The sequence below is a fragment of the Methylobacter sp. BlB1 genome (assembly GCF_015476545.1).
In the GTDB taxonomy this organism is placed as follows: Bacteria; Pseudomonadota; Gammaproteobacteria; order Methylococcales; family Methylomonadaceae; genus Methylobacter.
The window spans coordinates 1-25,160 of record NZ_JADMKV010000045.1; the positions used below are offsets into that span (position 1 = coordinate 1).

Here is a 25,160-nt window from a genome sequence, read left to right on the forward strand (position 1 = left end):
CCCTATTAAGCCCTAAAATCAAGTGCTCTGTCGGGTCGAAAAACGCGTCTTTTAGTGGTCTTTTACTTTTTTTGGCAATTCAGCGAGGAAAATGCGGTTTTTGACGGGCATAAAAAAACCGAACACTGAAAAATCAGGTTCGGTTTTGGTGGTGGCATAAGCGCTAACATGAAAATTTAGCGCCTTTTTTGCCCATAAGTCTCGATAATCTCAAGCAATACTTGGCTGTAGTTGCCTGAGATTTCGAGAGGCCTTCGCAATCGAACGGCCCGGATAGCGATACCCAGTCTTTGTTTCAGATTAGGATCGATCCGGTACCGATTCCGAAGCCATCGAACGTAGTGCCGATCGTCGACTCCTTGCCAATCAGCAGGAGGCGAGAACGGCGACAGCAGGTTACCCGGCGAGGTATCGATCCGACTGGCGTCGAACACATATTTACTCATAGTAACCTCCTTCTAAATGACAGACCGGAACGCGAAAGCATTCGGCCCGTCCTGGTTATAGATATCCAGCCAATCGATGCTTTTGGCATCCACAGGCAAAGGGCCTTTAGGCTCACGAATGACGGGTTCAACACCTTGAGCATTGGCACGCTCAGCTAGCTTGCTCGCAGCCTCAGAGCCGGGCCGAAGGCCGGTCTTCTTGTTAGGCTGATCCAGATCCGCCCAGATGATTAGCTTTTCAACGCCTGCAGGTATCTCAAAGCCTTGCATGAAGGTGGAACTGATTAACGGCCAGGTGACCATGCCCGTGGCTTCAATAACAGCCAAGGCTGTTTCGATGCCCTCAGTAACATTCAGCACCCGGCCAGGCCGGCCAAGACGGACAGCCGCGCCCATGATCGAGCGATCGGAAGGGATCGACATCATCTTCTTGGGCGAATCCACAGGCGCCTTACGACCATCGCGCGTCAGAAACGTGCGATGAATGGTAATCGCCTGGTCGCCTTTTTCGACCAGAGCCAGCATGGCCGGGAAATAGCCAATGATCCGATTGTCTTCATCCCGGTATTGAAGCCGGGGATGAAAACGCAGGGTAGGCCAATCCGATAACCAGCCATCCAGACCGCGGGACTCTAAATACAGCCTGACCGGTTCCGCATCGGGATGATGAAGCGATTTTGATTCACGCCAAAGCGTCCTCAAACTGCGCTTGATTTTCTCATCGTCCGAGGCCGATCTTGATGGCGCAATCATCGCCGGTTGCCGATCAAGGATCGGTTTCTGATACGAATCGCAAGACAGTCCGAGCACATCGGCCACAGCCGACAAGGCTTCCGGAAAACTCCAGCTTCTTAACCACATCAACAATGAAAACCCGTCGGCATAAGGCCCACAGGTATTACAAATGCCGCCTCCGTAAATATCCGCATTACGGAACAGCTTGAAGCCATCTTTTCCGCCATGGACAGGGCAACCCACGTGCCTGCCGGGTTTTGAGATCGCTTTTTCCAGTTCGGGCGCCAGGGAGTCCAGGACGGACAACCAGACACCGCGAGCGGCATTTCTGACAACATTAGACTCAATCGGTTTAGTGCTCATGCCAGTACCTCTTCGACAAGAACACCAACGGGACTCACTTGGGTACCACTTTTAAGTTTTGGGTAAAACATGGTTTTTCTCCTCGTAAAAGTCCCGCCTTCCGGGACTTCCTTGATCCCCCTACCGGAGAGAATCAAGGAAGTCCCGGAAGGCGGACAGGATGAGAACCATCCGAGAAAAACCATGAGCCCAGCCGGGAGGTTTTCCCGGATGGGTTAATTGAAACGCCTAGTCAACTAGACGCTTAAAGCCTGACTGTTCAAAACATGCGATGACGCACTCTTCAATAGTCAACAGAGAACAAGCGTACCGTTCCAAAATACGGTCCAATACAACATGCCCCGCAATACATACTGCTATAAAAATCAGCGGCAGCCTCCAAGCCTTCTTCATCGATTTCATCCACTTCGCGCCACATCAAAACCTCCTAAACAGTGCGTTCACGGAGAACTTTGACGGTGACGGGACGATGAACCGTTTCCTCGACCACGTCATAACCGATCAGCAAAGCGATGAAGTTATGGCGGATCTGATCGCAAGCGGCATCAAAGGCGCAAACCAAATCGACACGCTCGCGCAGCGCTTCCATTGACCATTCTTCGGCATCAAACGCTTCACCGTGATCAATGCCTTTGCCCGGGTAAACGGCCAATTGCACAGGTGGCGTGCTGAAATTACGCCGTGGCTTTCCGCAGACACCACAAGCATCGGTCAGGGAGCAATCCACTAATAGGGCTTTCAGGCGTGTGATTGTCGACAATTTCTCATCATTGGAAAGCGGCAAAGCTTCAATGGAAGGCTGACTCAAATAAACACCTAACTGCCAAGCGTTTCGGCTTTTAAGAATTTCCTGAGCCATAACCTGCTCGTTAGCATCCTCGAACGTGGGCGGCACTTTCTTGAAGTTCCGCTGACCACAGGAAGGACAGTAACTGAGATGCCCCGTTATTTCGAAACGAGACTCATATAGCACCAGGTAACCGCCAGAACGGCCATTGGTACCGATGGTATAAAAGCCGTTTTGAGAGTCAGTGAACTCATTGATCGGCCACCGGATTTCCTCCCAGAAATCGGTATCCAGCATGTCATAGGCTTTGTCTGATTGCTCAGACGTCAAGCCGAGACGATGGATCTTGATGCAATGGGCATAAGACGAAGCGCCATTCCATGAATTCATGGTGTTATAGCAATAATGGTCTCTTAAAAAATCAACCATGGCCGAACGGCTGCGACGGTCAACTTTCTTGGCCCAAAATGAATTAGTCATGATTTTTTCTCCTGCTTAAAAGCAAAAAAGCGGGAAAAATCATGAGTCCCGGCCGGGAAAAAGATTTTTCCCGCGGGGATTAAATAATTAATTTTTTAATTAATTGATGGCGTCAATTGAAAACTTGTACGATCCTGTTTCATTTCTATCGAAACCGGACGTGTAGCCTTCGCTGACCAGTTTCAACACTTCATTCAAAGCAAGCTCCAGATCAAATGCCTCAACGCCTTCGATAGCCAAGCTCATCATCAAACGTTTCTGGGCGCCATGGGCGTAATGCCAGGCTTCCGCCTGGTTAAATGCATCTTCAGGTGTGGGGGCCGTTGCGGCAATACTGCCTATCGCCCCAAACAGCTGGATGGCGATCCAGGTATGATCCGGCATTTTGCGGATGACATAATCGCCCAGATGCCCCACCGCATCGCATTGCAAATCACCGTTTAGATTTTCATACGGCTGGCCAATCGAAGTAGAAATTTCTTTCATCGTGTTTCTCCAAAATATAGAAAAAATAAATCGGGAAACACTTACGCCGCGACCGGGAAAATGTTTCCCGAACGGGGTTAAAAAACGAATTAAACAGCGGTTACCGAAGCTACTTCGCCATTGTCATCCAGCACAACTTCAAATGCTTTGCCATAAAGGGCAGGGCAGCCTTGAAAGCTGGGCAGCAATCGTTGGAAGGCATGGCTAGGATCTTTCAGCACATTGGCGATAACGAACGTGGCAAAATCATCACAATCCGTATCATGCGTGGCTTCCTGATAATCGTCATGTTCTGACTGGAACGTTGATACTTGATTAAGGACCGCTGCAGAACCATCGTCTTTAGGCATGACAATGCAATCACCGTTTCCGCTTCCTTGGTAGAAAGCGTGGTCGGCGATCTCAACAACATCGTTGCCAATCCGAATGCGGTATGCATCGCAGAACTTAACATCAACCCATACCCAACTGCCTTTAAATTGTGAGATATGCGTTTCATGAACCAGATCAACAGTGACTTCTTCCTCATCGAGATAGCGAATCATCGAATGAATCCAATGCCCGTTATCCAGATGTCCATAGTAAATCAGGGAATCCCGCATCCAGGCAAACATGAAACGCGCAGCGCCATCGCTTTGGATATCGCCTTCAATATCGACAATTTCCACCTGACGACTTTCAACTTCTGCGCGAGTCACGGGCTTTTTCGGATAAGCCGTGAAGCAGCCGTACAGCTCGGAATTGCAGACAGGATAGGACGTGATCTTGCAAACTGCCTGCTGTGGAAGTACATCCACATCATTGAGCAAAGCTGACAATCCCCAGTGCCTCATCATGTCGAAAAACTGCACAAAATCCTGAGCGGACAATGTGCTTTTGAGCTGAAGCAGACGACTTTCGATGGCCTGTCTCAACGCAGCCTTAATGAGCTTGAGAACATCAGACTCATCAATGAGCTTGTCCCGATCCGGCAACCGCGCATGGAAACGCGCAGAATCGAGATGGACGATATGCGTCGTGCTGCAATACAGATGGGATCGGTAAATAGGTAAGCCCTGCAGATAAACTTCAAAGGCATAATGAGCGCCATCAGGTTTATCCAGGCCAACCAGATGAATTGAGCCAACCTCAGTATCGATAAAGTCCAGACCGGAATCCAACGCATGCTCTCTTTCCAGGCTTTCACCATTGAAAAAAACCGGAATTGGAAAGCCCTTCGCGAAGCGTTTGAGCGTTGATTCGATCAGTTTCGATTCAAACTCAACACCTATCATCGTGATGCGGGTGATGCCATCCCAATCAGTGACGGGGAATACTGTCACCGGCTTGAACGCCAGAACATCCTCCGTATTAACGGAAATGCGGCCGTTTTTGCTGACGACAGCGATGTGCCGGCAGGCAAACAGAGCCGACAGGAAGCCAATACCGAATGGATGCTCTTGAGCAACGACATCCGCATCCCAGCCGGATTCTGCCACAGTTAGCAGCGTTTCGAGGGAACTGATGCCACAACCGTCGTCCGTAATCTGAAGAATATTAGTCTCCGGAGCGAATTCGAATTGAACGGCAGTTGCGTCGGCACGACGGGCGTTCTGCAGGAGTTCGCCAAGTACAGTGGTCTGGTTGGTAAAGCTGAACTTCAAGCTTTTTACCAGGTTGCCTTGGTTCACTTGCATTGAGATTTGTTTCATAGTTTTGTCTCCAAAAAGCCGGGAGACAAAACTTCCCCCACTGGGAGCAGAATTGTTCCCGGCGGGTTGATAAAGTAAAGGTCGCCTGCCATACGGAGCATGGGGCGATAATGGCCTGAAGCCAGACAAAAACCATGAGTCCCGACCGGGAAAACATAGATTTCCCCTGGACAGGTTGAAAACACGGCAAAGCCGTTTAAAAAATAATCACGCCGTAGCGCTTCATCGATTCCTTATTTAAAGTGCTGAACTGGCACTATTTTTGAGTTCTCTCAGAGAACTACAAAATTCCGTCTTTCCAGAATATTCGAGCCAAGCATTCTGGAAAGACGGCTCAGACATATTATGCCTGAATCCGTCTAAATGTTAAGTTCTAAAGACGCCAAAACTGCGCGACTTTTGAATCACTGTTCAGGCGATGGGTTCTTTCGCCGCCTGAACTCATTCATATCGCCATTATCAACGCGATCATAGATTTCCTCAACGGACAAAGTTAGTCCGATGGAATTGAAGGTCACAGCACCGCCCAGGTAATAGTATTCAGACCGCCAATTGCTAGACTTCCGGAATACTTGCACGGCAACGATTCCCGACTCTATCAGGACGTATTCCTGCAAAGATGGCAGGTTAAGATACCGTATCAATTTAGTCGTGGTATCTCTCTCGCGGGTTGTTTTCGATAGGACCTCGACAATAATTACTGGCGAGTTGCAGAAATAATCGCTGCTGGCCATTTTGTCGCAGGAAACCAAAACATCTGGATACGTGTAATCCTTGCCTATGCGGACTTTCATGTCCGATGAAAAGGTAACGCAAGGCGTGCCTTTCAAGTGATTTCGAAACTCACCCAGGACATTAGCGGTTATACAATTATGGTTGTATCCGGCTCCAGCCATTGCATAGGCTCGGCCATCGAAATATTCGTGCTTCACCTCTGATTCGGCTTCCGTGTCCAGATACTCCTCCTCAGTCATGCAGATCCCATCTTGATCATCTTCGATAGCCATAGAATTCACTCCGGCTGATGTAGTATTTAGTTTCATTGTTTTCCTTGTATTGTTAGCAAAAAAAACAGGGAAAACAAGAACCCGAACAGGGATTGTTTTCCCTGCGGGGTTAAAAACTACTAACTACTCAGCAATTAACTGAGTTCATGCGCAAAAACTTCGACTTCTGAATCATGCGCGCTTTTGATTGTGCAAATATCGTCCTGATGAAGCAGCTTTCCAGACGGAATATCAACAATGGTATAAACACCGCTACAGATTCCGTCATCAGGATCGTTCCAGAAAACCTCATCACCGATCGACAACTCACTCGGCAAAAAATCTTTGGCCGATTTTGCATCGACATACACGGCATCCTTACCAGAGGCATTGGGCACAAATGCGGTATTCTCAGGCAATTTTGTGGCCGAGGCGACATCAAGTACCCATCCCTTGTCATTTGACCAGTAACCACGCTCAGAAACGGATCTGATAACGTACAGAGGTGTAGCGTCTAAGTCGGTAAAACCGATGAGCCGGTACTGGTCTTTCCATGTGGAATCGCAGTTGGAACAACCCACTTGGCCTTTGGCAGTCAGACCATCAGCATCCAGTACAACATTGGCTTCAATATCTCTGCTGCCGCAATTTGGGCAACATTGTCCGTGCTGGACAAGATAATTGGCCTGCTGTTTATCGATTGCCGGAACGTCTTCGCCCAAAGCTTTAAAAACACTGGAAACAAGTTCAGCGTTTTCAATAGTCGAATGCATGATGCCGACAAACTCCGTATCATCTTCGAGGACTGCTATCTCGTCAGCATCAGCGCCTTCCACATCGAGATCCTGAATAACGACCCGAATGGGTGTTGAACAGTTCGCGTAAATAGCATGCACCAGGCCGCCTTCAAGATGAATGACAAGGCGAATTTCGTTGGTATTAATAGTCATAGTGTTTCTCCAAAAATAAAAAAAGGGGAAACACCATGCGCCCTGATGGGGAGTGTTTCCCCAGTAGGGTTAAGTTATTTCAAATGGTTATTCGCTCATAAGAACGGCATTAAGGTTGGGTAAAATATCACCCCAATTCCAATCTTCCTTTTCAGGCCGATTAATACTCGTCGTGTTGAGCGCAATACCCAAAATACCAGCCAGATTGCTGGCGGCTTCATTAACCTGATCAACGGAATCGAAGTCGGGATCTGCCGTTAAAACAATCTTGCCATCAAGCACCAAGCCAACATCACCCGAGGAGAGATTGACCAGAACCAGTGAGTGCGCTGGGGTCTTAGCGTCGGTCTCAATCATGGCGCTACTGGAGGCTTCGGTGGCATACAGCTTCCGTTTCTCAAGCAGCATTTCCTCAGTAATATCGGTCAGTTTTTCGACGGCAAAGAACTCGAGAATCGAATCCTTCACTTCGACGTAGTGAGGCCCCACATGCTCAGTCAAGCCATACACCAATTCGTCGCTTGGGTAATCATCGTCCTCAAGCATGAGTATGTCCTTCAAAGGCAAGTCCAGAAGCCGGTCAGTGACATCCAGATCGCAGTCGCCATCGATATTCATCGCGGTATCGTGCACCCAGGCTTGCGGCTGGAAGCGCGCGATCACACGACGAAGAACAACATATCGACTACTGTCGGCTAGTTCCTCAGGTCTACGAAACGTAACAACTCCATTAGGAAAAGCAATCAAATACCAAAGACCGTCCTCATCAATAGAAACTTGGGATATAGTGCCTTTGGCATTGGGAGCGATAAAAATACAATCGCCGGATTCGGTCGACATTTCGCCTTTGATGGAAATAATGCGGGTGCCGGCCAGGATAGGGCTCAACCTGGTTTGGTAAGTCTTATCAGGCGTGAAGTCTTGATATTTCCAGTTGTACTTCGAAGCAAGATTTCTTGCGAATGCACGAAGCTCATTAAGCCAGACTGCACTTGCATCGGCGCAAACAAGACAAGTGTCATCGGCATGCCTGGCATAGATGGAGAAAAACTGAGGGTTGTCATCATCTACCCAGTGTTCTTGGCCGTTATTCTGCACGCCATGAATCTCCAGCGCTGTGTAAGTGCCATGATTATGCTCAACAGAGTCGGTATACAGATTTAAAAAGTGTTTAGTTTCCATTAGGGTTCTCCAAAAAGTAACGGGGAACCCAATACGCACCCCATGGGAAACGATTGAAGTTCCCCAGGTGGGTTAATTTAAAATCCGTGACGAATTATTTGGCTGTAGCTTGAGCAATCCTTTGTTCAACATCCTCATGCTCATTACATACGGCCTGAATGGCGCCGTCTTCATCCTCGAACATGCCAAGCATTTGCTCAATCTGACATCTCATGCTCTGCATAACATTGCCAGCAGAGTAAAGAGCGGATTCAAGCTTACCTGCGCGATCTCTGACTCGATGCAATTCAGCTTCCAGCCATTGCAGCCGTTCGATCTCTTCCAGTAAGGATGGAAGCGTATTGTGCGCTTTTACGATAAAGAAAAGATTCGCTATGGCTTCATCTTCTGAAATGAAAGCGGAACCCTTATTCATGACCTGAACAATTTCGGGTAGATACTGGCTCATGGACTGGACATATTCACAATCATCGCTCACAACCCAGTAATCACTTGTACATTCATTCAGGGCTGATTTCAGATCCTTCAGATTGGCTTCCAATGCGGAATCCATGCCGTTTCGTTTCAGCACTTCGTCAATCTGCTGCAGGCGCTGAAGATCCGCCAGAATGTCCGGCATCAGATTTTGAGCCTGGCCGATAAAAGTGACATTGTTCTCCTCATGAATGAGTACTGGCACTTGGTCGGCGGCCCATTGTCCTTGAGTAGCATTTGAGAAAGCCGAAATTAAAGTTTGATATTTATTATTCATGGTGTGATCTCCAAAAGTTAAAAAACTCAGGGAAACACCGGCCACCGTAACGGGGAATGTTTCCCCGTTATGGGTTAAAAAATACGGCAAAGCCGCTAAAATAATCACGCTAATCACGCTTCATCGATTCCTTATTTAGAGTGCTGAACTGGCACTTGCTTTTGAGCTCTCTTAGAGAACAACAAAAATTCCGTCTTTCCGCAATGCTCGATCCAGGTAAGCATTCTGGAAAGACGGTACAGAAATGAATCTGTGCCGTCTAAATGTTAATCTACCCAGAGAAGGAAAAAACGCCTTGTCCAGGCAGGGAAAAATGGCCAATCAAAAAAGATTGGCCATAAGGCAAAGATCAAGCTGTCAACAACAGGTCTCGGCTGATTCTGAATAGTTCAGTTTTCAACTCGGAGACGTTGCTGATGCAGATCGAGTTATCGAACAAATGGCTGACATTATGGCAGATGCCAATGCCAACCAGCTCAATGCCAGTCGCTTCACAACGATTGATGATCGCTTTAGTCAAGCTTCGATCATCGGGTTCGCCATCGGTCAGAACGATGATGATTTTCCGCTCTTCACGCGTGGCAAGCACAGATGCTGCCGCATACCACAGCGCAGAGTGCAGTGGCGTACAGCCATCCGTAACCGGTAAAAACACCGCCGCATTAGGACGAACCTTTTGCCCGTGCCTCAACAGTGGAATCACGTTGGACGTATCACCAGACGGAAATCGCGTCACAGCCGGATTGACGCCCGAGATGCCTTCCAGCGCCAATGCCAATGCCACAGACGATTCAATGGCGATATCGATCAACCGTGACTTTGACTGCTGATCATGCACGCCGCTCATAGAGCCGGAGCCGTCAATCAACAGGTGAATTGCGGTATTTGGCGCCCGGTGATGAAATCGGCGTTCGAAAACGCGCGTATCACCTTGAACCAATCGGGACAATTTTCCACCGACAATACGATTGCCTGAACGCTTGGCCACAGGCCTGTCATAACGGCTTGATTGCACCAGACCTTGAAGAGAAGCCCGGATTTTGCCGGAGTGACTCAGCACCTTATTTAACACCGCATTTCCAACAGCAGGATTCCTGGAAGGGTCCACGGCAATAGGCATTTCAACATCCGCATCATAAGCGTTTCTAGGCTGACTGCCCAAAAGCGCTTGAACGGCTTCAAACAAGTCATCAGGCACATCGTTTTCACCGGCTGATAATACAGAGGCAAGAGCTTGCGCCAATTGCTCGCTATCCTGGTCCTGTGATTGATCGCTACTGCTGCCGGCGGATTGTGTATGGCCCTGACCAGATTGTTGATCATTATCATCACCGTCATCATCACTCGATTGAGCTGGAGTCTGGCTTTGATCCTGACCATCATCCTGATCGCTTTGAGAATCATCAACCTGAGATGAGTCATCCTGTTTGGAATCGTCATCGCTTGAATCATCATCCTGATCAGAATTACTGGAAGCAGCCTGCGATTGCGATGACGAATCATCACTCTCTTGTGGCTGAGACTGCTGCTGTTGTTGCTGTTGTCGTATTTTTTCCTGTTCCTTTTCCTGCTCTTCTTCGATCATGCGCAGGATGCGATCAGCAAGCCGAACACAAGCACGCGTAGAATCAAGATCTGGGACTTCGGAAAGAAGACCAATAAGTCGGGTTACAGCACCAACAGGGAAGGTTTCTTCCAACAAGGCTTCGGCGGTATCCGCATAAGCTGACAGGGCATTCTGCCCCAGCACATCATTGCGAAGACGAAACAGCAAAAACTGACCCAAAACGGTAGCGGGATGAACCTCCTGATCTTGATTGACGACTTTAAAATCGCCCGTCTTAATCAAATGCTCAGCCACCTTTTCCGTCGTCCGTCTGGTACCCGGATAAGTTTCCTGCATCTGCTTCTCGATACGGATATCTTCCAGAATATTGAGGATGTGCTTCCGGACCGGACTGGTAGCGGCATTACCAAAATCAGCGAAATCGGTAAACCGCAGATGGGCCGCTTCATGCGCCAGATAGCCCCAGGCCACATCCTTGTAAGACGAATCTTCAAGGTTGTAAGCCGGCAGAGTAATTGACTTGCCATCGGTATACGCATCTTTGCCGCCCACTCTGACCTTGACACCAAATTTGTTGCCTAAGGCTGCCGCAACAATGGGAAAGGCGCTGTTCAATGTGTTATTTCTCATGGTCTACTCCAAAAAAATGGGCAAACCATGAGCCCTTGTGGGGTAATGGTTTACCCCAAGGGTTAAAAATTAAAATGACAAATTAAAGTAATCTAACTCATACAATTAATGAGTATTTTAAAAATAATCTAACAGCGTAGCTATCAGCTATAGCTGATTCGACATTTTCAATAAATTTAATACATAACTCATGCAATTGATGAGTGCCACAATCTATAGGAATAAGCACGGCTTGGGTTTCCAAGATGTTTCGCCCTTGACTGTAATACTGACCAGAAAGTCTCCACTCATATTTACCTCCACTAAGATAAGCTTGGGCCTCTTTTAAACCAACCGCTGATTTGTACATTTTAAATAACAAAGCGGCACAGGGCTGATCAAAAAGTGTCCATCCATTCGATTGGAGGATAGTGCAAATAAATTGCGTAATTTCTTCTTCAGATTTCACTGCCAGCCTCCTAAAAATTAATCGAGGCGATCAAAAACGCTGATCAAATATTCTGTATACGCTTTCGACTTGAGGCCTGGAACGGCTTTATCGGAGGCCCGCTTTGCCCATTTGAACAAGCGTTCCTCGACCATTCCCCGAGGGCTTTCCTTCACATCGATGCCTGCATTGGCAGGATCGAATAACCAAGCGTTCTGCTTACCTTGCAGCACTTGACTTCTTAAGCAAATGGAAATTTTCCGACGAAAATGACGGTAAATTTTCGCAAAGCGATACAGGCTCGAATTGCGGTTTTGCTCACATAATTCGTTTATATGCGCCAGCTGCTCATCAGACAAACAGCCTTCGACTTGAATTGGCGGCATCGAGACGCCGAAAAAGTCAAAATGCAAATAATCCGATGAGATGATTGAATTCTCATGTACCGGGTGTAAGGAAAGCTCAGAAAGCACCATCGTACAGTAGGCAATGGCTTTTTCCGGAGTCAGGACTTTTACCATGATTGGCTCCAATAGAAAAAAGAGGGGCAAATCATGATTCCCAAAGGGACATGTTTGCCCCTTGAGGGTTAAAGTTTAAATCATCAAAATCCGTTCATTCCTTTTTTGGCCGGATCACAGAATCTGCAAACATGTCATCCAGAATGGCTAAAAGCTCATCCGGGATACTTAGTTCGTCTTTGTGATCATAGAGTGAAAACAGATTTGAAGCTGATACAGTCATTTTCCCGAAATCTGTATCAAACTGGCGTTGTGCGTTGTACTGTTCCAACCCCTCAGCGTCTTCGGTTATAGGCTTGATGTTAGCAAACAGCTGAAGTAGTTCGAGCGTTTTTCTCGCATTCACTTCAGAGTCGCATGTCGCCGTATTAAACATCAGATGGCACCCGCTGATTAATTCATCAAACAAGTGACATTGAATCCAGTTGAAAGCAATATCAAATTGATGGTTATACCTCAAGTCAATATGCCATTCTCCTTGCAAGCGAGTAATAACTTTTTTTTGCATGCTTGCACTTAATTTTAATGTACTCATATTCTTTCCAAGAAATAGAGGCGAGGACAAAACACCCCTGCGGGATGAATTGCACTCGCCGGGTAGAATGAAAAAAGCGAGATTAGAACCAGAAATAGCCAGTTACAGAATTACGCATCCAGATCGAGATTAGAAACATTATTTGCCACCTTAATAGCAATATGACGTATTTCATTAGCTCGTGGAACGTCTGGAACATTGTGCAATTCAGCCCATGCTTCATAGGTATAGTCCAAACGAGATTGGGTGATGTTTTCCGGCGACACAACATCAATGTGAGCCCAATATTCACCATTACTGCATCTGGTAACCTCTACATGCCCTCCAGGAAACTTAATTACAGCCGTACTTGGCTCTGGGGATTTCTTATCACCTCTAAAATGGATCATCACAGCATCATCACTGTGAATAACTTTTGCTTTTGCCATATAGCCTCCGAAAATTATAGAAGGCGGATTGGCAATGCAACCCATACGGATTGAAAGACAACCCGCCGGGTAAAATAAAAAAAGAAATGTTAGAACCAGAAATCTCCCGCTTCAACAGAAGCAACGGTTTCCTCAGTCTCCGCCTCATCAGTATTGACGTCCCGATCATCCTGAACGGATTCAGCAGGGATGGCTGAGGCTGATTGAGCTGCGGCATTTACAGTTTCCTTAACGGATTCCATAAAGCCGGCTGCAGCGGGAGTTTCGAATACATCTTCCGGAATGGTGCTGACTTGAACATCGGCAACAGCGGCTGGGGCGACATCGAAAACATCCTGTCCAGGATTGAAAGCCGCCAGGAAATCGTCAAACCCAGGAATATCATCGATGTCAGCACTTTCGGATGGCGCTTCAGGTTGTTCACCCAAAGTGCTCTCTTCAGTAACAGCGACAATCGCTGGCGCAGACGGTTGAATCACTTCCGGGGCAGAAACAGGCGCAGGAACAGCAACCTCGGAATCGGCCGCGAGAATGACCTGGTCATCAGAAATAACCTGCTCATTCACAACAGCATCATCGTCAGCTTCCTCTTCTTCAGGGAAGATACCAGGCGCCTGCAGCAAGCCGCTGCCATGACGTTTGATCTTGTCCGGATCGGACAACAGCAATCCCAACCTGAACAGGCTATGGAACGCCACGCCGTTATAAGGACCTTTAGCCGGTAAAGCGCGCAGAACCGCATCGATCTCGTCGACAACCGGCATGCACCGATCGGGTAAGGAAAAGACATTGCTGACTTTCCCTCCCCTAAGAACCGTGCGTGAAAGTTTCCCTTCACACGGCTCAAGCCTTTCAAAGATCGGTTTCCCGATCCGGCTTACCTACTTTCAAATTTCGGCTGTGAACCTTTCTGTGGCAGTTAGGATGGAGTATTACAAGATTGGAGTTAATGTCCTTTCCGCCTTTTGCTTTTTCAACAATGTGATGAATATTGAAATTCTCCACGTCATCAATTCGCATATTGCAAACCGGACATATTCCTTTCTGTTGTACCCATAACCTAGCGAGTTTCGTCTTTCCGACCTGACCCTTTGTCATTTTGGCGTGGAGTCTTTTTTCAAAATATTGTTCATATTTTGGATCGTAAGGATTGGCATTCGCTTGAATCTTGATGTGCCGTTCGATAGGAAATTCTGACATTGATGCCAGCCTAGTCGATTGTTCACCTTGATTATCCCCAGAGAAGACCCAATGTCGGTTATCTACAGATTTGAAGTATTTTTCCTTAATCCATATCTTTCCTTTGTTGGGGTGTCTTCTTACTGCCCATTGCCACGTTTTCATCCAAATTTGGTGATCTACATAGCTAAATGTTTCCTTTGCCACCGTGCCTTTATGGTAATTCGCCCATCCTGTTATTACAGGATTCAATAGGTTAATAACATTTTCGGTTTTGGTAGTCTTATTACTATCTAAAATTTCCTTCACTTTCCTCAGAATGCTCTTAACGCTTTCTTTGGACGGTTTAATGAGAAGTTTAGAGTTGTATTTCCTGAAATTCCAACCCAAGAAATCAAAACCATCTTTTATATGAGTGATTTTTGTTTTCTCTGGTGATAGTTCCAAGCCTCGTTCCTTGAGGAAATTTTTAACTAACGGTTTGACCTCGTTTTCCAGTAATTCTTTCGATATTCCTGTTATGATGAAGTCATCCGCATATCGTATGAAATTCACTTTTGGATTCTTAGATTTCTTCACTTCATTTTCCCAATAACGCAGGGTTTTGAAGTTATGATTGATGACTTTTTCAAGCCCATCTAAAGCCAGGTTTGCCAGCGTAGGAGAAATAATTCCTCCTTGTGGCGTTCCTGTTTCCGTTTCATTGAGTTCACCATTGTAGATAACACCAGCCTTTAGCCATTCCTTTAGAATCTTGCGATCTGTTGGAATGTTTCCTAGAAGCCATTCATGCGAGATGTTGTCGAAACATCCTTTTATGTCGCCTTCCAGTATCCACTGTGGACTTGCTGCTTTTGCTAGGGCATTGAAAGCTTGCTCTCTAGCATCCGCTGTGGATCTCTCTGGCCGAAAACCGTAAGAGTTTTGGTCGCCCGTTGTTTCCGCCACTGGTTCAAGGGCTAGCAGATGTAATGCCTGCATCGCTCTGTCCTTCATGGTCGGAATGCCGAGTTTCCTTTTCTTACCATTTTTCTTAGGTATCTCAACACGTCTCAGCGGTGAGGACTTGTATCCCCTCCGTTTCAGACTATCTATAGCATCAGCCTTGGATTCTGGTGTGTTCCAGGTTTCCCCGTCTACACCAGCAGTTCTTTTGCCTAAATTTTCAGTAACGCGTTTCACCGCGATTGCCTTCGCGGAAAACGAGTGCGTTAGGATACGCTGGAGATTTTTAACTTTCCCCCATCGTCCTTCCGCAGTAGCCTTCACAATACGCGCTTGCAGTCTCTTAACATTTTTGTGACATTCGGCCCAATTAATGTCGTGCCAATGTTCCAACATGTCAGAGGATGCTCCCACTTCATCAATTTTCATTGTTGTAGCTGTCATCAGCTTTTCCTCTTTAAAGATTAAAAACAAACTTTCTTATGAAGAAAGACCATGCGAGAAGTCTGCCCGGTTTCCCGTGGAATGATGTCGCATTGCTGCTCAATTCCTATGTCCATGCCATTACAGCTTGACCGTTCGCTTTCTCTCGCGTTCTTCTACCCCCTAAGTCAACAGATTACCTTGCGGCTCTCCTGCCATTGCAGGCAACTCGTGGGGCTTACCTTGTTCCACCTAAGTAATAATGTGGATGTTTTAGGCTCTATCTCTTTCCCGATGGACTTGTTGTTCCTGTGATTGATGACCATATTCAATCAACCTGTCCATATACCTTTTGGTTCAGGCTTATCAGCATCTTTAGCCTGTCTTTTCCTGACGAGATTTAAACGATAGTTCACATATGTTAGCCATGACATCCTTAGCCTAGAGCCTATACCCCCTTGATGCTGGGAGAGTTCGGTTATCCTCACGGAGTCACCTAGACCTTGTGGTCAAGCTTCATTGTCTTGGCAGCTTCACACCTTTCCGTTACCAGAAACGCATGTGCCAATAGGCTCGGAGTAAGGAAATACTCGGTTTCAATTGAAATATTCATCAATTAAAACAATTACTTAGGCAACTTCAAGTCACACATGGTCAAGGAAACCCAAGCTGTCCAGCTTGTCCCGCATACGACGGAAAGCGTTCAACGCTTTGGCTGTAACGGTGTCTTTGCCGACAAACGATCGCTCGACCAGCTGGTTAGCTTCCTGGGCGATCTCATGAAAAAGCTGATCACTCATGGAGTTAGTACGCCGAACCAATGCTTCATCCGCCTGCTTCGCGTGCTGAGCCAACGATTCATCCGCTTTCCCGTCCGAATCCGGTCGGGTAACACGAAAGATAACGTAGTCAAAACGCAATTTGTTGGCCACGCTGGCAACGGGCTCAATGGCACGACGGATAGCATCGCCGAATTCCGGATGGCGGGCGATCCAATCCTTGGTGTCATTGTCATAGGTCGAGATGAAGTCTTTCTTGGCCTTCTCAAAGGTTTGGGAAAGGTCATCCAGCTCTTTAATAATACGAGGAATTTCGCTTCTGGGATTGGCAAAACCGCCGAGAAAACGGGTGCCCGATTCCAGGCAAATCCGTTCCGCTTCCTTTTTGATCCGGTTGAATTCCTTCAACTTTTCAGGATCGACGGTTTTCTTGGTACCGAGATGCGCCAAATCTTCCGGTGGAAGCTTTGAACCATCGCCGAGCACCAGGTCCTCGGGGCGTAATTTTTTCGAACTGGTCCAGAGGTTGATGTCCAATTTAACAACATCGATCTGGTCCAGAATAACTTCTGCATTGTGTGTTGACATAGCTGCGTCTCCAAAAGAATAAATACAAGAGAGGGCAGACTACGCCCACCAGGGACGATAGTTGCCCCCTGTGGGTTAAATACAAAAAGTTGTCAGAAATAAAAATCGTCGACTGAGGTCTCGACCGTAGAGAGGTCAAGCCTTTTGTCGAGCAGATCAAGGCTTTCTGCAATCGAACGGACGGATTCCAGATCCGTGTCGAAGAATGACAAGGCCTGACTTTCCAGTTTCAGTTGGTCACTGATCTCGACCCCATCTTCATGGCAGAGGGTCACAATGACACCGCTGGGTGCACCTTTTTTCTTCAGCGCCATCAACAAGAGCAGAGAACCTACTCCGTTTTCTTTCAGCAAAGAGCCGGCACCCGGCTTAATAAGATCGCCAAGATCGTCTTCGATTTTCTCTGCCCATGCGCAATCGGGATAAGCTCGCAAAATAGCAATCGCGTAACCCGTGACAAGACCCATTAACAGTGAAACAGCTGTGCTGTCCACGTTACTGGGTATCTTGATGCGCCAATAAATGCGCGCCTCATCCTGGGTAGGCTGGGGATCTTCGCCGGCAGGCTTTGAAGAGGCCGGGGAAGCCTTAGTAATGTTCCCATCATCATCAATCATGACCTGACCAACATATTGATAGCCTTTCTTCGTTTTCTCAAGAATGCGATTCTGCAAAGGCTGCGCATTCTCAAAGGCTTTCGTCTGTAATTTAGTTCCAGTCTTGCCCCATCGAAGTGTATAGGTACCATCACCATTGTTGTGAAAAGCCCAATCCTTAGATGAGCCATCGCCATGAATGAAGCGATACAGATCATATTGCTTTGACATGATTAGTTACTCCAGGCATCGCCGAACACGTCTTGAGCGATACGGTGGATAGCTTCGCGTTGGGCCGGTTCCGCACGCAAGGTGAGGGCACGATCCAGCGAGTAAGCCAGCGCATTGGGAGCGCGCTTGTAAGCAATCATGAGATTGGTCCAGCGTACCAATGTTCGGGTGGACATCGTGACACTCAACTCGCCTGAACCATCAGCACCACCGATAAACAACTTACGGATCTCATTGGCAACCTTGATCATGTTCTCTGTCAACGCTTCCATCACGGAATCGACAGGAATGCCCATGCTGGCCAAGACGGATTTCAGGATGTCCTTCTCAACAGAAGCTTCGGGATAACCGACTTCCATTAATCTGAAGCGATCGAGAAACGCAAGGTTCTGCTGCATGATGCCTTGATAGAGGCCGCTTTGATCGCCTTGGCCGGCCGAGTTGCCGGTAGCAATCAAACGGAACTTGGGATGAGGCTTAATCACTTCGCCGCCATTTTGAGGAATCATCAAAGGCTGCCCTTCTATGATATCGTTCAACCCGGCCAGTTCGGCCGGGTCCATCAAGTCAATCTCGTTCAAGATCAACAGATGTCCATCCCGGACAGCCTTGGCCAAAGGACCATGGACGAAAGTCATGGATCCGTTGACGAGCATGAATTGACCAATGAGGTCATTCAATTCAAGACGACCATGGCAGGTCGCTTGTTGAACGGGCCAATTAAGACGGGATGCCACCTGGCAGATCAGCGAAGTCTTGCCGGAACCTGTAGGTCCGGTCAGATACAACGCATCACCGAGCGGATTGGCCAGAAAAGCCAATACATCCCTTAGATGTTCATTTCTGAACAAGTATTCCTTTTTGGCCGGAATGGAAGGATGTTGATCATCCTCAAAACCTTCCACCATCATGGTAGCAGGTGCCTGAATTCCGAATGTTTGGCCGATTGGGAATTTTTTTTGAGTATTCATTGTGTATTTCCTTAGTTGTTGACCAAGGAAAACACACGTAGCCCGACCGGGGAACATGGATTTCCCCTGGACAGGTTAAAAATATAAAGGCGGCAAAACCGCTTAAAAATAGTCACGCTAAACGCGCTTCATCGATTCCTTATTTAGAGTGCTGAACTGGCACTTGCTTTTGAGTTCTCTTAGAGAACTACAAAAATTCCGTCTTTCCAGAATACTCGGCACAAGCATTCTGGAAAGACGGCTCAGGCATATTATGTCCTGTATCCGTCTAAATGTTAAATGCTAAAGACGGCAAAATTGCACGCCTTTAGCAAAGAGGACTTACCGCTTGCCGCCTGCACTACAAACCAGGATCGCCGCCATCGTCTTTTCGGAAGCAAACTGCCAGTTGATGCTGGACCAATAAGCAAGCTCGAAACCTGACTGTACCACGCGAACGTAAGTGCAAGCTGCCGAAGGCCAGCGAATCTCGCGGCCGTTTGCGAGCTTAACCGCTCTCTCAGCGTCATAGACATGGTCTATCGCAGAGATGGCGTGAGCAAGTTCTTCTTGCGTCCATCCGTGATAATCGGCCAAACGTTTCGCAGTCGCCTTAGGAGGCATGATGTCGACCGTTTCAGTGAGCTGAGCCAATGAGCTATAGCCCAGATCGGCACAAGCTGGATTGTCCACGTAATGACCATTGCTTACCCTGAAGAACAGATAACCGTCTTCAGTCAGTACCGCTTCGGGCTCAACAGGTTTTATAGTGTCTTTATCAAATGACATATTAGTAACTCCTTGAAAAGTAAAAATCGCGGAGTTACTCCCTGGCGGGAATAAGTCCGCGAGGGTTCAAAAATGAAACACGCTTCCTGGAAGGGAAGGTGCCTGATTACATCTGTATGGCTGAATCGATTAAATCCAGCAATTCCCGTGAAACGCCGCCATGGTTAATCCAGGCTGTAGGTAACGCTTCTCTCGCATCCATTAACGCAAGTTTCAATACCTCATAATCATCAGAGCTATGCAAAACGCAGTTGATACGAACGATCAGGTCCGGATCAATGCCTTCCTGTTCAGCAAAGCTTACATCCGGCAATGCGGCTCTGGCTTGTTCCAAAGCCTGCTTTAACCGAAAAAAACGATTAGTCAAATATTCCAGCATAGTCAAAATCCCCACGCCTTCAAATTATCCAGAACATCGCCAGCTACCGTAAGGTATGAGCGAATAGGCCGGAGCGTATCGGCGTCGAGGATCGTGGCAATCGTGTAATGTTTGCCATCATATACAGCGCCCCAGTTCTGACCAGTTTCTCTGTAAATGACAATATCGCACTTCCCGTTTCTGTTTGTGTAAATACTGGGCTTTTTCACAATCCGAAAAGGACCGAATGTTTTCAGTGTATTAACTGACATGATTGTCTCCATAAAGGGGAAAGGTTATTTTCCTAAAAGAAAAATAAGCTCTCCCTCAAGATAAATTGAATGTTAGGCATTCAATACCGGATGCACTGTCACGCCCTTTTTCATCCGTCTGGCAATGTATCGGCGCAGCCGTTCCGCTGTTGTGTCCGGGTCCGTCTTCGCCATTAACTGTATGGTTCCGAGAAAAAATCCGCTGTATGGGTTGCGGAGATTGAAGGTCTGTAGCTTCATGTTATCCTCCATGCCTAACCACAGCGTCGAGCAGACGCGGGAAAGCTAGGCAGTTTTCGTTAAGTTCAGTGGCCGCGCTGCTCACGCTTACTGTTAGATTAAGTGCGTCAAAGGCGAGAAAAACGCCAATAACATCAGTTTCCGATCAATATATTGCCGAGCTGCTCGAAAACCGTTCAGCAACGAATTTGTCATCGCTTTGGGATCGACGCGCAAAACACTGACCATAAACTGATCGGCCTGTTTGGCTGGCGTTTTACTATCAACACGCCAGACATCGCCTTGTGAGAGCGGGTAAGCGCTCAGAAACTCATGCTCTTTAATCATTTTTGAATGGCCGTCGACTCTTCTGAAAAGGTAATGATCGCCGGATTTCGCACCCAGGAAAATGTTCGTCAAAAATAAATCCTCATTAACGAACAAACTGAGCTCAAGGTCATGATCTTTAGCAAGATCAATCACTTCCAAGCTGGTAAAAAGGTCTTTCTCCAGATTTTTTATAGTGCCTTGGCAAGCCTTTTTGGCAAAATCCTGGGCTATTTCGATATCGCCAGCCAGTAAAGCCTGGCAAGCTTCAATCGCATATTTCTCTACATCGGATACAGATAAAGTGTTCATGGTGTTTCTCCTAAATCAAAATCAGAATGGTGAAACACCAAGCCCCAGACCGGGAAATGGTGTTTCCCCGGTTGGGTTAAGTTAATGCAAGAACTTGCGTATTTTTGCCAGACGGTACAGTACCGAATCCCGAATGGTATCGGGATCAAGTCCTGTCAATCGGCAGCAATTGTCAAAACTGAATGGATTGGGATCATTGTCATCCGTTATCCACTTGTGTATTTCGACCACGGTTTTCAATGAGCAGCGGTTGTCAAACAGATTCCGCAAAGAATCCTGCAGAAGACATTCGCAGACATGGATAATCTCCTCTTCAGACCAAGGCGGTGTTTCTTCCAGCAAGGGTTCCGTGCTGTGAAGCCATAGCCACTCATCCTCGATCCAATCGAGATTAAGCGAAGGATCAAATCCTCGGGATCGTCGGCGCATAGTGCCTCCAAAAAAAGGGGAACACATGCACCCAGCGGGGACAGTGTTCCCCGGTGGGTTAAAAAATTACCGACTAAAGGCTCGTCAGAACCAGAAATCGCGCTCTAATGTAGACATGACCGCATCCATTGAGAAGGGCACAGTTGCCTTGTCCTCGTCCTTGGTCGTAACACGCGTTCGTTCCGAGGACGGCTTACGAAATTGCTCCAGAAAGGCGGGATCGACATCGGGTTGCAAGGCCATTAACGCCGCCTTGTAATCGACGCTGCCCTGAACCAGAAAGCGGCTGACTCTAAGTCCTGCGCTTTCGGCCTGGGCGTATTCACCCATCAAGTCCAGGAAGCCTTTTTCAATGTCGGCCTGCTGCCGCAAAAGAGGCTCGATCCGGGCTTTCAATTCCCTGATCGTTTCCTCATTCCGATGGTAATCGGCTGCAAGCAATTGCCATTGATCCAACTCCTGGCCGGGCGGGATGTAGATATCTCTGTCCGGATCCGTTGGCGGCGGCTGATTCTTTTTCAAACGCTCGACAAACTCGCGCGCTTTAAAGATCAGCTCATGAATCAATTGATCATCTCTTAGAATCAAGAAATCGAGTTGCTCCTTGTCGTTCCAGTAGAGCGACAAATAACCTCGATCGGTCTCGGCAACCGCAATCTGCTGCTGGACTTGATAGTAATACCGCTGGTAAATCTTCGAATTGACGCCGTTTTGTTGCGCGTCACGAAAATTGGCTTCCATCGGCACTTTCAATTCCACCGGAATCCCGTCATCGTCCAGGCCATCAAACGAGGCCCGAAGAAATGGGAATTCTTCAGATTCGGCACAGATCGGCAAAAGCAGGGTGTTATGCCGGCGTTCAAAAGAACTGCGCGCGGTGGATTCAAGGCGAATGCCACGTTGAACAAAGGGATTGTTGGCCAGATTATCTGGCAGCGTAATCCCTTTTTTCTCCGTATACAGACGGTAAATTGTCCTTGCCGAACACTTCCCAAGCACCACGATAGCTTCCGATGCCGAAACACCGGAAGTCCGCCATTCATGCCATTCGGGCGTGCGCTGCGGAAAGTTGACAATTTTCATTGTCGATCTCCCGTTTCACGCAAGCTCCAGAATTTTCTGAGGACGCCGAACCCTTGGCGACGAATAATCGTCGGGGTGTCGTACTCACGGTAGTCAATGCCGTACCACAACTTGTTGATTATTATTATCGTCATAATGCCTCCAAAAAATAATGGGAAGCACGATGAACCACAAGGGAACGATGCTTCCCAAGCGGGTTAATAATTTAGTAATGAAACTTACTTAAGAACCGTTCCGAATAACTCAGGAAAGGTCAGATCTCCGATTAATGCCAGCGTAAAAGTCAGCGCGATGAACAAAAAGGATATGCAGTTGATAAGTATGTCTTTCATAAGATGCTCCGAAAAAATAAAGGGCATCCTTGATCCCCATGCGGGCATTCAGAATGCCCGAAAGGGTTGATACAGTTAACAATTAAGCTAATGTGGCTCTTGTTTCACTTAGAGGCGTTTTACGTTGCCTGTTGACAGTAGCGTTTTGGCCCTGAGCTTGCTTGCCAGAATCTGATGCAGAATCGGTGTTCTGAGCTACATCAGTTTTTGGCGCAGGTGCTTGCTGTGCTGAAGCTGGCTTAGCGTTAGGGCCAGCATTGGGCGCAGAGGCTTGTCGTGTTGGACCTGGCTTGGCATTGGTATCAGCAGGAAGCTGAGCTACTTCAACCGCCACTTTAGCCGCTTTCAGTCCATGTCTCATGAAATCCAGATCGAATCCTGAGAAAGTTTCACCCGCATACTCCAGCGCGGCTTGCCAAGAACCTTCTTGGGTAGCGCGCTTGATCAGGCGGGGCAACATCTGCTTGGCTCTCTCACTGGCTTCGGCTTGAGCTTCATTTTCAATAATGCGCTCAGCCTGGCCTTCGATAATGCGTTCAGCTTCGTCCTGGTCATAAATACCGGTGAAACCGAAAGCAATACGGGAACACTGGATTAAGGCTTTATGGCGCAACATGCGTTTTGTATGCGACTGCCAGGGGCCGTTAATACTGTAAGGCTGGTTGTTTTTACCTATGCCGTGGAAAGGAGGTCGATACACTTCATCAAGAAATTCCGGGATACGGACCGGATGCGTTCTGCCTTTGCGGTAGATCACACACTCGATTGATGCAGGACAAGGTTTGGCATCCGGCTCAGTCACGATGTTTTCATCGTAAATGAACTCAAGGCCATCCATATCAGGATGCTGGTTGATGATGCGTGACCAGCCATCGACAGAAACCACAGGTACGATACCGTTCTGTTTGTCGGGGTAAGCGAAGATTTCCTTAGTGAAAGGATTAAGTCCGTATTGGTCAGCAACGATCAATAAAGCCGTCATCTGGGCATCAGTGACTTCGCCGTCTTTGACTTTGAAAGCGGTCGCCTTCAACGTACTGATCAGCTCTCTTTCATCCGAGAAATTGAATTTTTCTGCGAATTTCTGAAACAGTGATGATTGCTTGCTCATGGTGTGACTCCTAAAATAAAAATGAATTAATGCATGGACACCATGAGTCCCAAGGGACAAATAGTGTCCCAATGGGAAAATTTAAAATTAAGCGATGCTCAGAACAGACGGAGCAACGCCGTGATTAACCAGCTAAAGACGCCTAGAACGGCTCCTCGTTATCAAAATCATCGTAGCCTGCATAAGCATCCGATGGAGTTGATGATGGCGCAGGGCCGGAAGTTGCCTTATCCGATTTGGAACCGAGCATTCTCAAGACATCGGCATGGATTTCAGTTGTATACCGATCAGCGCCACTGTTATCTTGCCATTTCCGGGTACGGCTAGGTCCCTCAAGCAAGACTAGAGCGCCACTTTTAAGGTGATCGCGGGCAATTTCGGCAAGCTTGCCGAACAGAACAACACGGTGCCATTCTGTCCGTTCTTGACGCTTGTCAGATTTGTCTCGCCAGGTTTCCGTCGTGGCCACGCTCAAGTTGGCAATTGCCTTTTGCTGCGCGGTGTACCGAATTTCTGGATCAGCGCCTAAACGACCAATAAGAACTGTTTTGTTGTACATTTGAAAGTCTCCTAATAGACAAAAAAGAAAAAAGGAGACCATGCCCCGTTGCTGGGAATGATCTCCCAGAGGGGTTAGTTGGATGTCAGCGCTTCAATTAAAGCGTGACGATTGGCAATTAAAGCCGAGCCTGTCTTCAATGTCTGATTGGCAGACCAAACAGCGCCAATACTGAACATCATCAGAACAAGAATTAATAGTCTCATGTTATTTCCCTCGGAAAATACCAGAGGAAACACACGAAGCCCGGCCGGGGAACATGGATTTTCCCTGGACAGGTTGAAAATACGGCAGAGCCGCTTAAAAAATAATCACGCTAAAAGCGCTTCATCGATTCCTTATTTTGAGTGCTGAACTGGCACTTGCTTTTGAGTTCTCTTAGAGAACTACAAAAATTCGTTATTTTTGAGTATGCCAATATAGAAACAGCGAAAATTACATGTCGTTTTCGCTTTTTCAATTTTTTAGACGACTCAAATGTTATCTGTATTCAATACAAAAATACTCTATGTCCGGCTAAAAATCAAAAAAACGTTCTGTCTCAGTTAGAGCCAAAGACAAATATAACGTGCTCCATAAATTGAAGCAAACACACTGATTTTCGAAAATTTCAATTTTCAAATTGCATGTGTTCCATCAAAAGAGACCGTTTTTAGGCGTTTTTCGACCCGACGCATTTTCAAAAATGCGCATAATATAAGCGATCACTGAAA

Annotated in this window: 29 protein-coding genes and 1 pseudogene; all 30 read right to left on the reverse strand. The window is 47.3% G+C overall.

Translation table 11 applies throughout. The annotated features are described in order from the left end of the window. Positions 1-176: 176 nt before the first annotated feature. On the reverse strand, positions 177-446 hold the full coding sequence (locus IT781_RS15430) for a hypothetical protein (RefSeq protein WP_194971072.1): 270 nt from the start codon (positions 444-446) through the stop codon (positions 177-179). A gap of 12 nt (positions 447-458) precedes the next feature. Beyond that, positions 459-1,544 (reverse strand): toprim domain-containing protein, encoded by a 1,086-nt coding sequence (locus IT781_RS15435; RefSeq protein WP_194971073.1) that lies wholly within the window; start codon positions 1,542-1,544, stop codon positions 459-461. A gap of 283 nt (positions 1,545-1,827) precedes the next feature. After that, positions 1,828-1,962: a hypothetical protein gene (locus IT781_RS22635; RefSeq protein ID WP_255528708.1), complete on the reverse strand. Its 135-nt coding sequence runs from the start codon at positions 1,960-1,962 to the stop codon at positions 1,828-1,830. Between the two features lie 9 nt (positions 1,963-1,971). Next, the gene (locus IT781_RS15440; RefSeq protein WP_194971074.1) at positions 1,972-2,811 is read right to left on the reverse strand and encodes a cysteine protease; all 840 of its coding nucleotides are present in this window, start codon (positions 2,809-2,811) and stop codon (positions 1,972-1,974) included. Between the two features lie 99 nt (positions 2,812-2,910). Next, positions 2,911-3,297: a hypothetical protein gene (locus tag IT781_RS15445; RefSeq protein WP_194971075.1), complete on the reverse strand. Its 387-nt coding sequence runs from the start codon at positions 3,295-3,297 to the stop codon at positions 2,911-2,913. 89 nt (positions 3,298-3,386) lie between these two features. Further along, positions 3,387-4,988, reverse strand: coding sequence for an ATP-binding protein (locus IT781_RS15450; RefSeq protein WP_228779198.1), 1,602 nt, complete (start codon positions 4,986-4,988; stop codon positions 3,387-3,389). 404 nt (positions 4,989-5,392) lie between these two features. Then, a complete protein-coding gene (locus IT781_RS15460; RefSeq protein WP_194971076.1) occupies positions 5,393-5,995 on the reverse strand; it encodes a Uma2 family endonuclease in 603 nt (200 codons plus the stop codon). 134 nt (positions 5,996-6,129) lie between these two features. Continuing rightward, positions 6,130-6,924, reverse strand: a complete 795-nt coding sequence (locus IT781_RS15465) for a hypothetical protein (protein WP_194971077.1) — start codon at positions 6,922-6,924, stop codon at positions 6,130-6,132. 87 nt (positions 6,925-7,011) lie between these two features. Next, the gene (locus IT781_RS15470) at positions 7,012-8,106 is read right to left on the reverse strand and encodes a hypothetical protein (protein WP_194971078.1); all 1,095 of its coding nucleotides are present in this window, start codon (positions 8,104-8,106) and stop codon (positions 7,012-7,014) included. Between the two features lie 94 nt (positions 8,107-8,200). Then, positions 8,201-8,974, reverse strand: coding sequence for a hypothetical protein (locus IT781_RS15475; RefSeq protein ID WP_194971079.1), 774 nt, complete (start codon positions 8,972-8,974; stop codon positions 8,201-8,203). Between the two features lie 232 nt (positions 8,975-9,206). Beyond that, a complete protein-coding gene (locus IT781_RS15480; RefSeq protein ID WP_194971080.1) occupies positions 9,207-11,054 on the reverse strand; it encodes a VWA domain-containing protein in 1,848 nt (615 codons plus the stop codon). A gap of 97 nt (positions 11,055-11,151) precedes the next feature. Further along, complete coding sequence (locus tag IT781_RS15485; RefSeq protein WP_194971081.1) at positions 11,152-11,502, reverse strand: hypothetical protein; 351 nt, start codon at positions 11,500-11,502, stop codon at positions 11,152-11,154. A gap of 17 nt (positions 11,503-11,519) precedes the next feature. Continuing rightward, complete coding sequence (locus IT781_RS15490; protein WP_194971082.1) at positions 11,520-12,002, reverse strand: hypothetical protein; 483 nt, start codon at positions 12,000-12,002, stop codon at positions 11,520-11,522. A gap of 94 nt (positions 12,003-12,096) precedes the next feature. Next, entirely contained in the window at positions 12,097-12,537 is a 441-nt protein-coding gene (locus IT781_RS15495; protein WP_194971083.1) for a hypothetical protein, read from the reverse strand. A gap of 110 nt (positions 12,538-12,647) precedes the next feature. After that, positions 12,648-12,965, reverse strand: coding sequence for a hypothetical protein (locus IT781_RS15500; protein WP_194971084.1), 318 nt, complete (start codon positions 12,963-12,965; stop codon positions 12,648-12,650). Positions 12,966-13,054: 89 nt separating this feature from the next. Next, positions 13,055-13,729 carry a hypothetical protein gene (locus IT781_RS15505; RefSeq protein WP_194971085.1) on the reverse strand — a complete coding sequence of 225 codons (675 nt, stop codon included), beginning with the start codon at positions 13,727-13,729 and terminating at the stop codon, positions 13,055-13,057. A gap of 88 nt (positions 13,730-13,817) precedes the next feature. Continuing rightward, a complete protein-coding gene (gene ltrA / locus IT781_RS15510) occupies positions 13,818-15,533 on the reverse strand; it encodes a group II intron reverse transcriptase/maturase (RefSeq protein WP_194971086.1) in 1,716 nt (571 codons plus the stop codon). Positions 15,534-16,156: 623 nt separating this feature from the next. Next, entirely contained in the window at positions 16,157-16,879 is a 723-nt protein-coding gene (locus tag IT781_RS15515) for a DUF3150 domain-containing protein (RefSeq protein WP_194971087.1), read from the reverse strand. 92 nt (positions 16,880-16,971) lie between these two features. Further along, positions 16,972-17,706, reverse strand: coding sequence for a hypothetical protein (locus IT781_RS15520; protein WP_194971088.1), 735 nt, complete (start codon positions 17,704-17,706; stop codon positions 16,972-16,974). Between the two features lie 2 nt (positions 17,707-17,708). Then, positions 17,709-18,677: an AAA family ATPase gene (locus IT781_RS15525; protein ID WP_194971089.1), complete on the reverse strand. Its 969-nt coding sequence runs from the start codon at positions 18,675-18,677 to the stop codon at positions 17,709-17,711. A gap of 321 nt (positions 18,678-18,998) precedes the next feature. Next, complete coding sequence (locus IT781_RS15530; RefSeq protein WP_194971090.1) at positions 18,999-19,445, reverse strand: hypothetical protein; 447 nt, start codon at positions 19,443-19,445, stop codon at positions 18,999-19,001. A 106-nt stretch (positions 19,446-19,551) separates the two neighbouring features. After that, complete coding sequence (locus tag IT781_RS15535) at positions 19,552-19,824, reverse strand: hypothetical protein (protein ID WP_194971091.1); 273 nt, start codon at positions 19,822-19,824, stop codon at positions 19,552-19,554. A 2-nt stretch (positions 19,825-19,826) separates the two neighbouring features. Beyond that, positions 19,827-20,075: a hypothetical protein gene (locus IT781_RS15540; protein WP_194971092.1), complete on the reverse strand. Its 249-nt coding sequence runs from the start codon at positions 20,073-20,075 to the stop codon at positions 19,827-19,829. A gap of 72 nt (positions 20,076-20,147) precedes the next feature. After that, entirely contained in the window at positions 20,148-20,315 is a 168-nt protein-coding gene (locus IT781_RS15545; RefSeq protein ID WP_194971093.1) for a hypothetical protein, read from the reverse strand. Positions 20,316-20,408: 93 nt separating this feature from the next. Further along, positions 20,409-20,933: a hypothetical protein gene (locus IT781_RS15550; protein WP_194971094.1), complete on the reverse strand. Its 525-nt coding sequence runs from the start codon at positions 20,931-20,933 to the stop codon at positions 20,409-20,411. An 81-nt stretch (positions 20,934-21,014) separates the two neighbouring features. After that, positions 21,015-21,362, reverse strand: coding sequence for a hypothetical protein (locus tag IT781_RS15555; protein ID WP_194971095.1), 348 nt, complete (start codon positions 21,360-21,362; stop codon positions 21,015-21,017). 84 nt (positions 21,363-21,446) lie between these two features. After that, positions 21,447-22,445 (reverse strand): lambda-exonuclease family protein, encoded by a 999-nt coding sequence (locus tag IT781_RS15560; protein ID WP_194971096.1) that lies wholly within the window; start codon positions 22,443-22,445, stop codon positions 21,447-21,449. Beyond that, positions 22,442-22,579, reverse strand: coding sequence for a hypothetical protein (locus IT781_RS15565; protein ID WP_194971097.1), 138 nt, complete (start codon positions 22,577-22,579; stop codon positions 22,442-22,444). The genes IT781_RS15560 and IT781_RS15565 overlap by 4 nt, the downstream gene beginning before the upstream one ends. Positions 22,580-23,132: 553 nt before the next feature. After that, positions 23,133-23,888, reverse strand: a pseudogene (gene bet, locus IT781_RS15570) (phage recombination protein Bet); the annotation flags it as partial. Between the two features lie 142 nt (positions 23,889-24,030). After that, positions 24,031-24,447 carry a single-stranded DNA-binding protein gene (locus tag IT781_RS15575; RefSeq protein WP_194971099.1) on the reverse strand — a complete coding sequence of 139 codons (417 nt, stop codon included), beginning with the start codon at positions 24,445-24,447 and terminating at the stop codon, positions 24,031-24,033. Between the last annotated feature and the right edge of the window lie 713 nt (positions 24,448-25,160).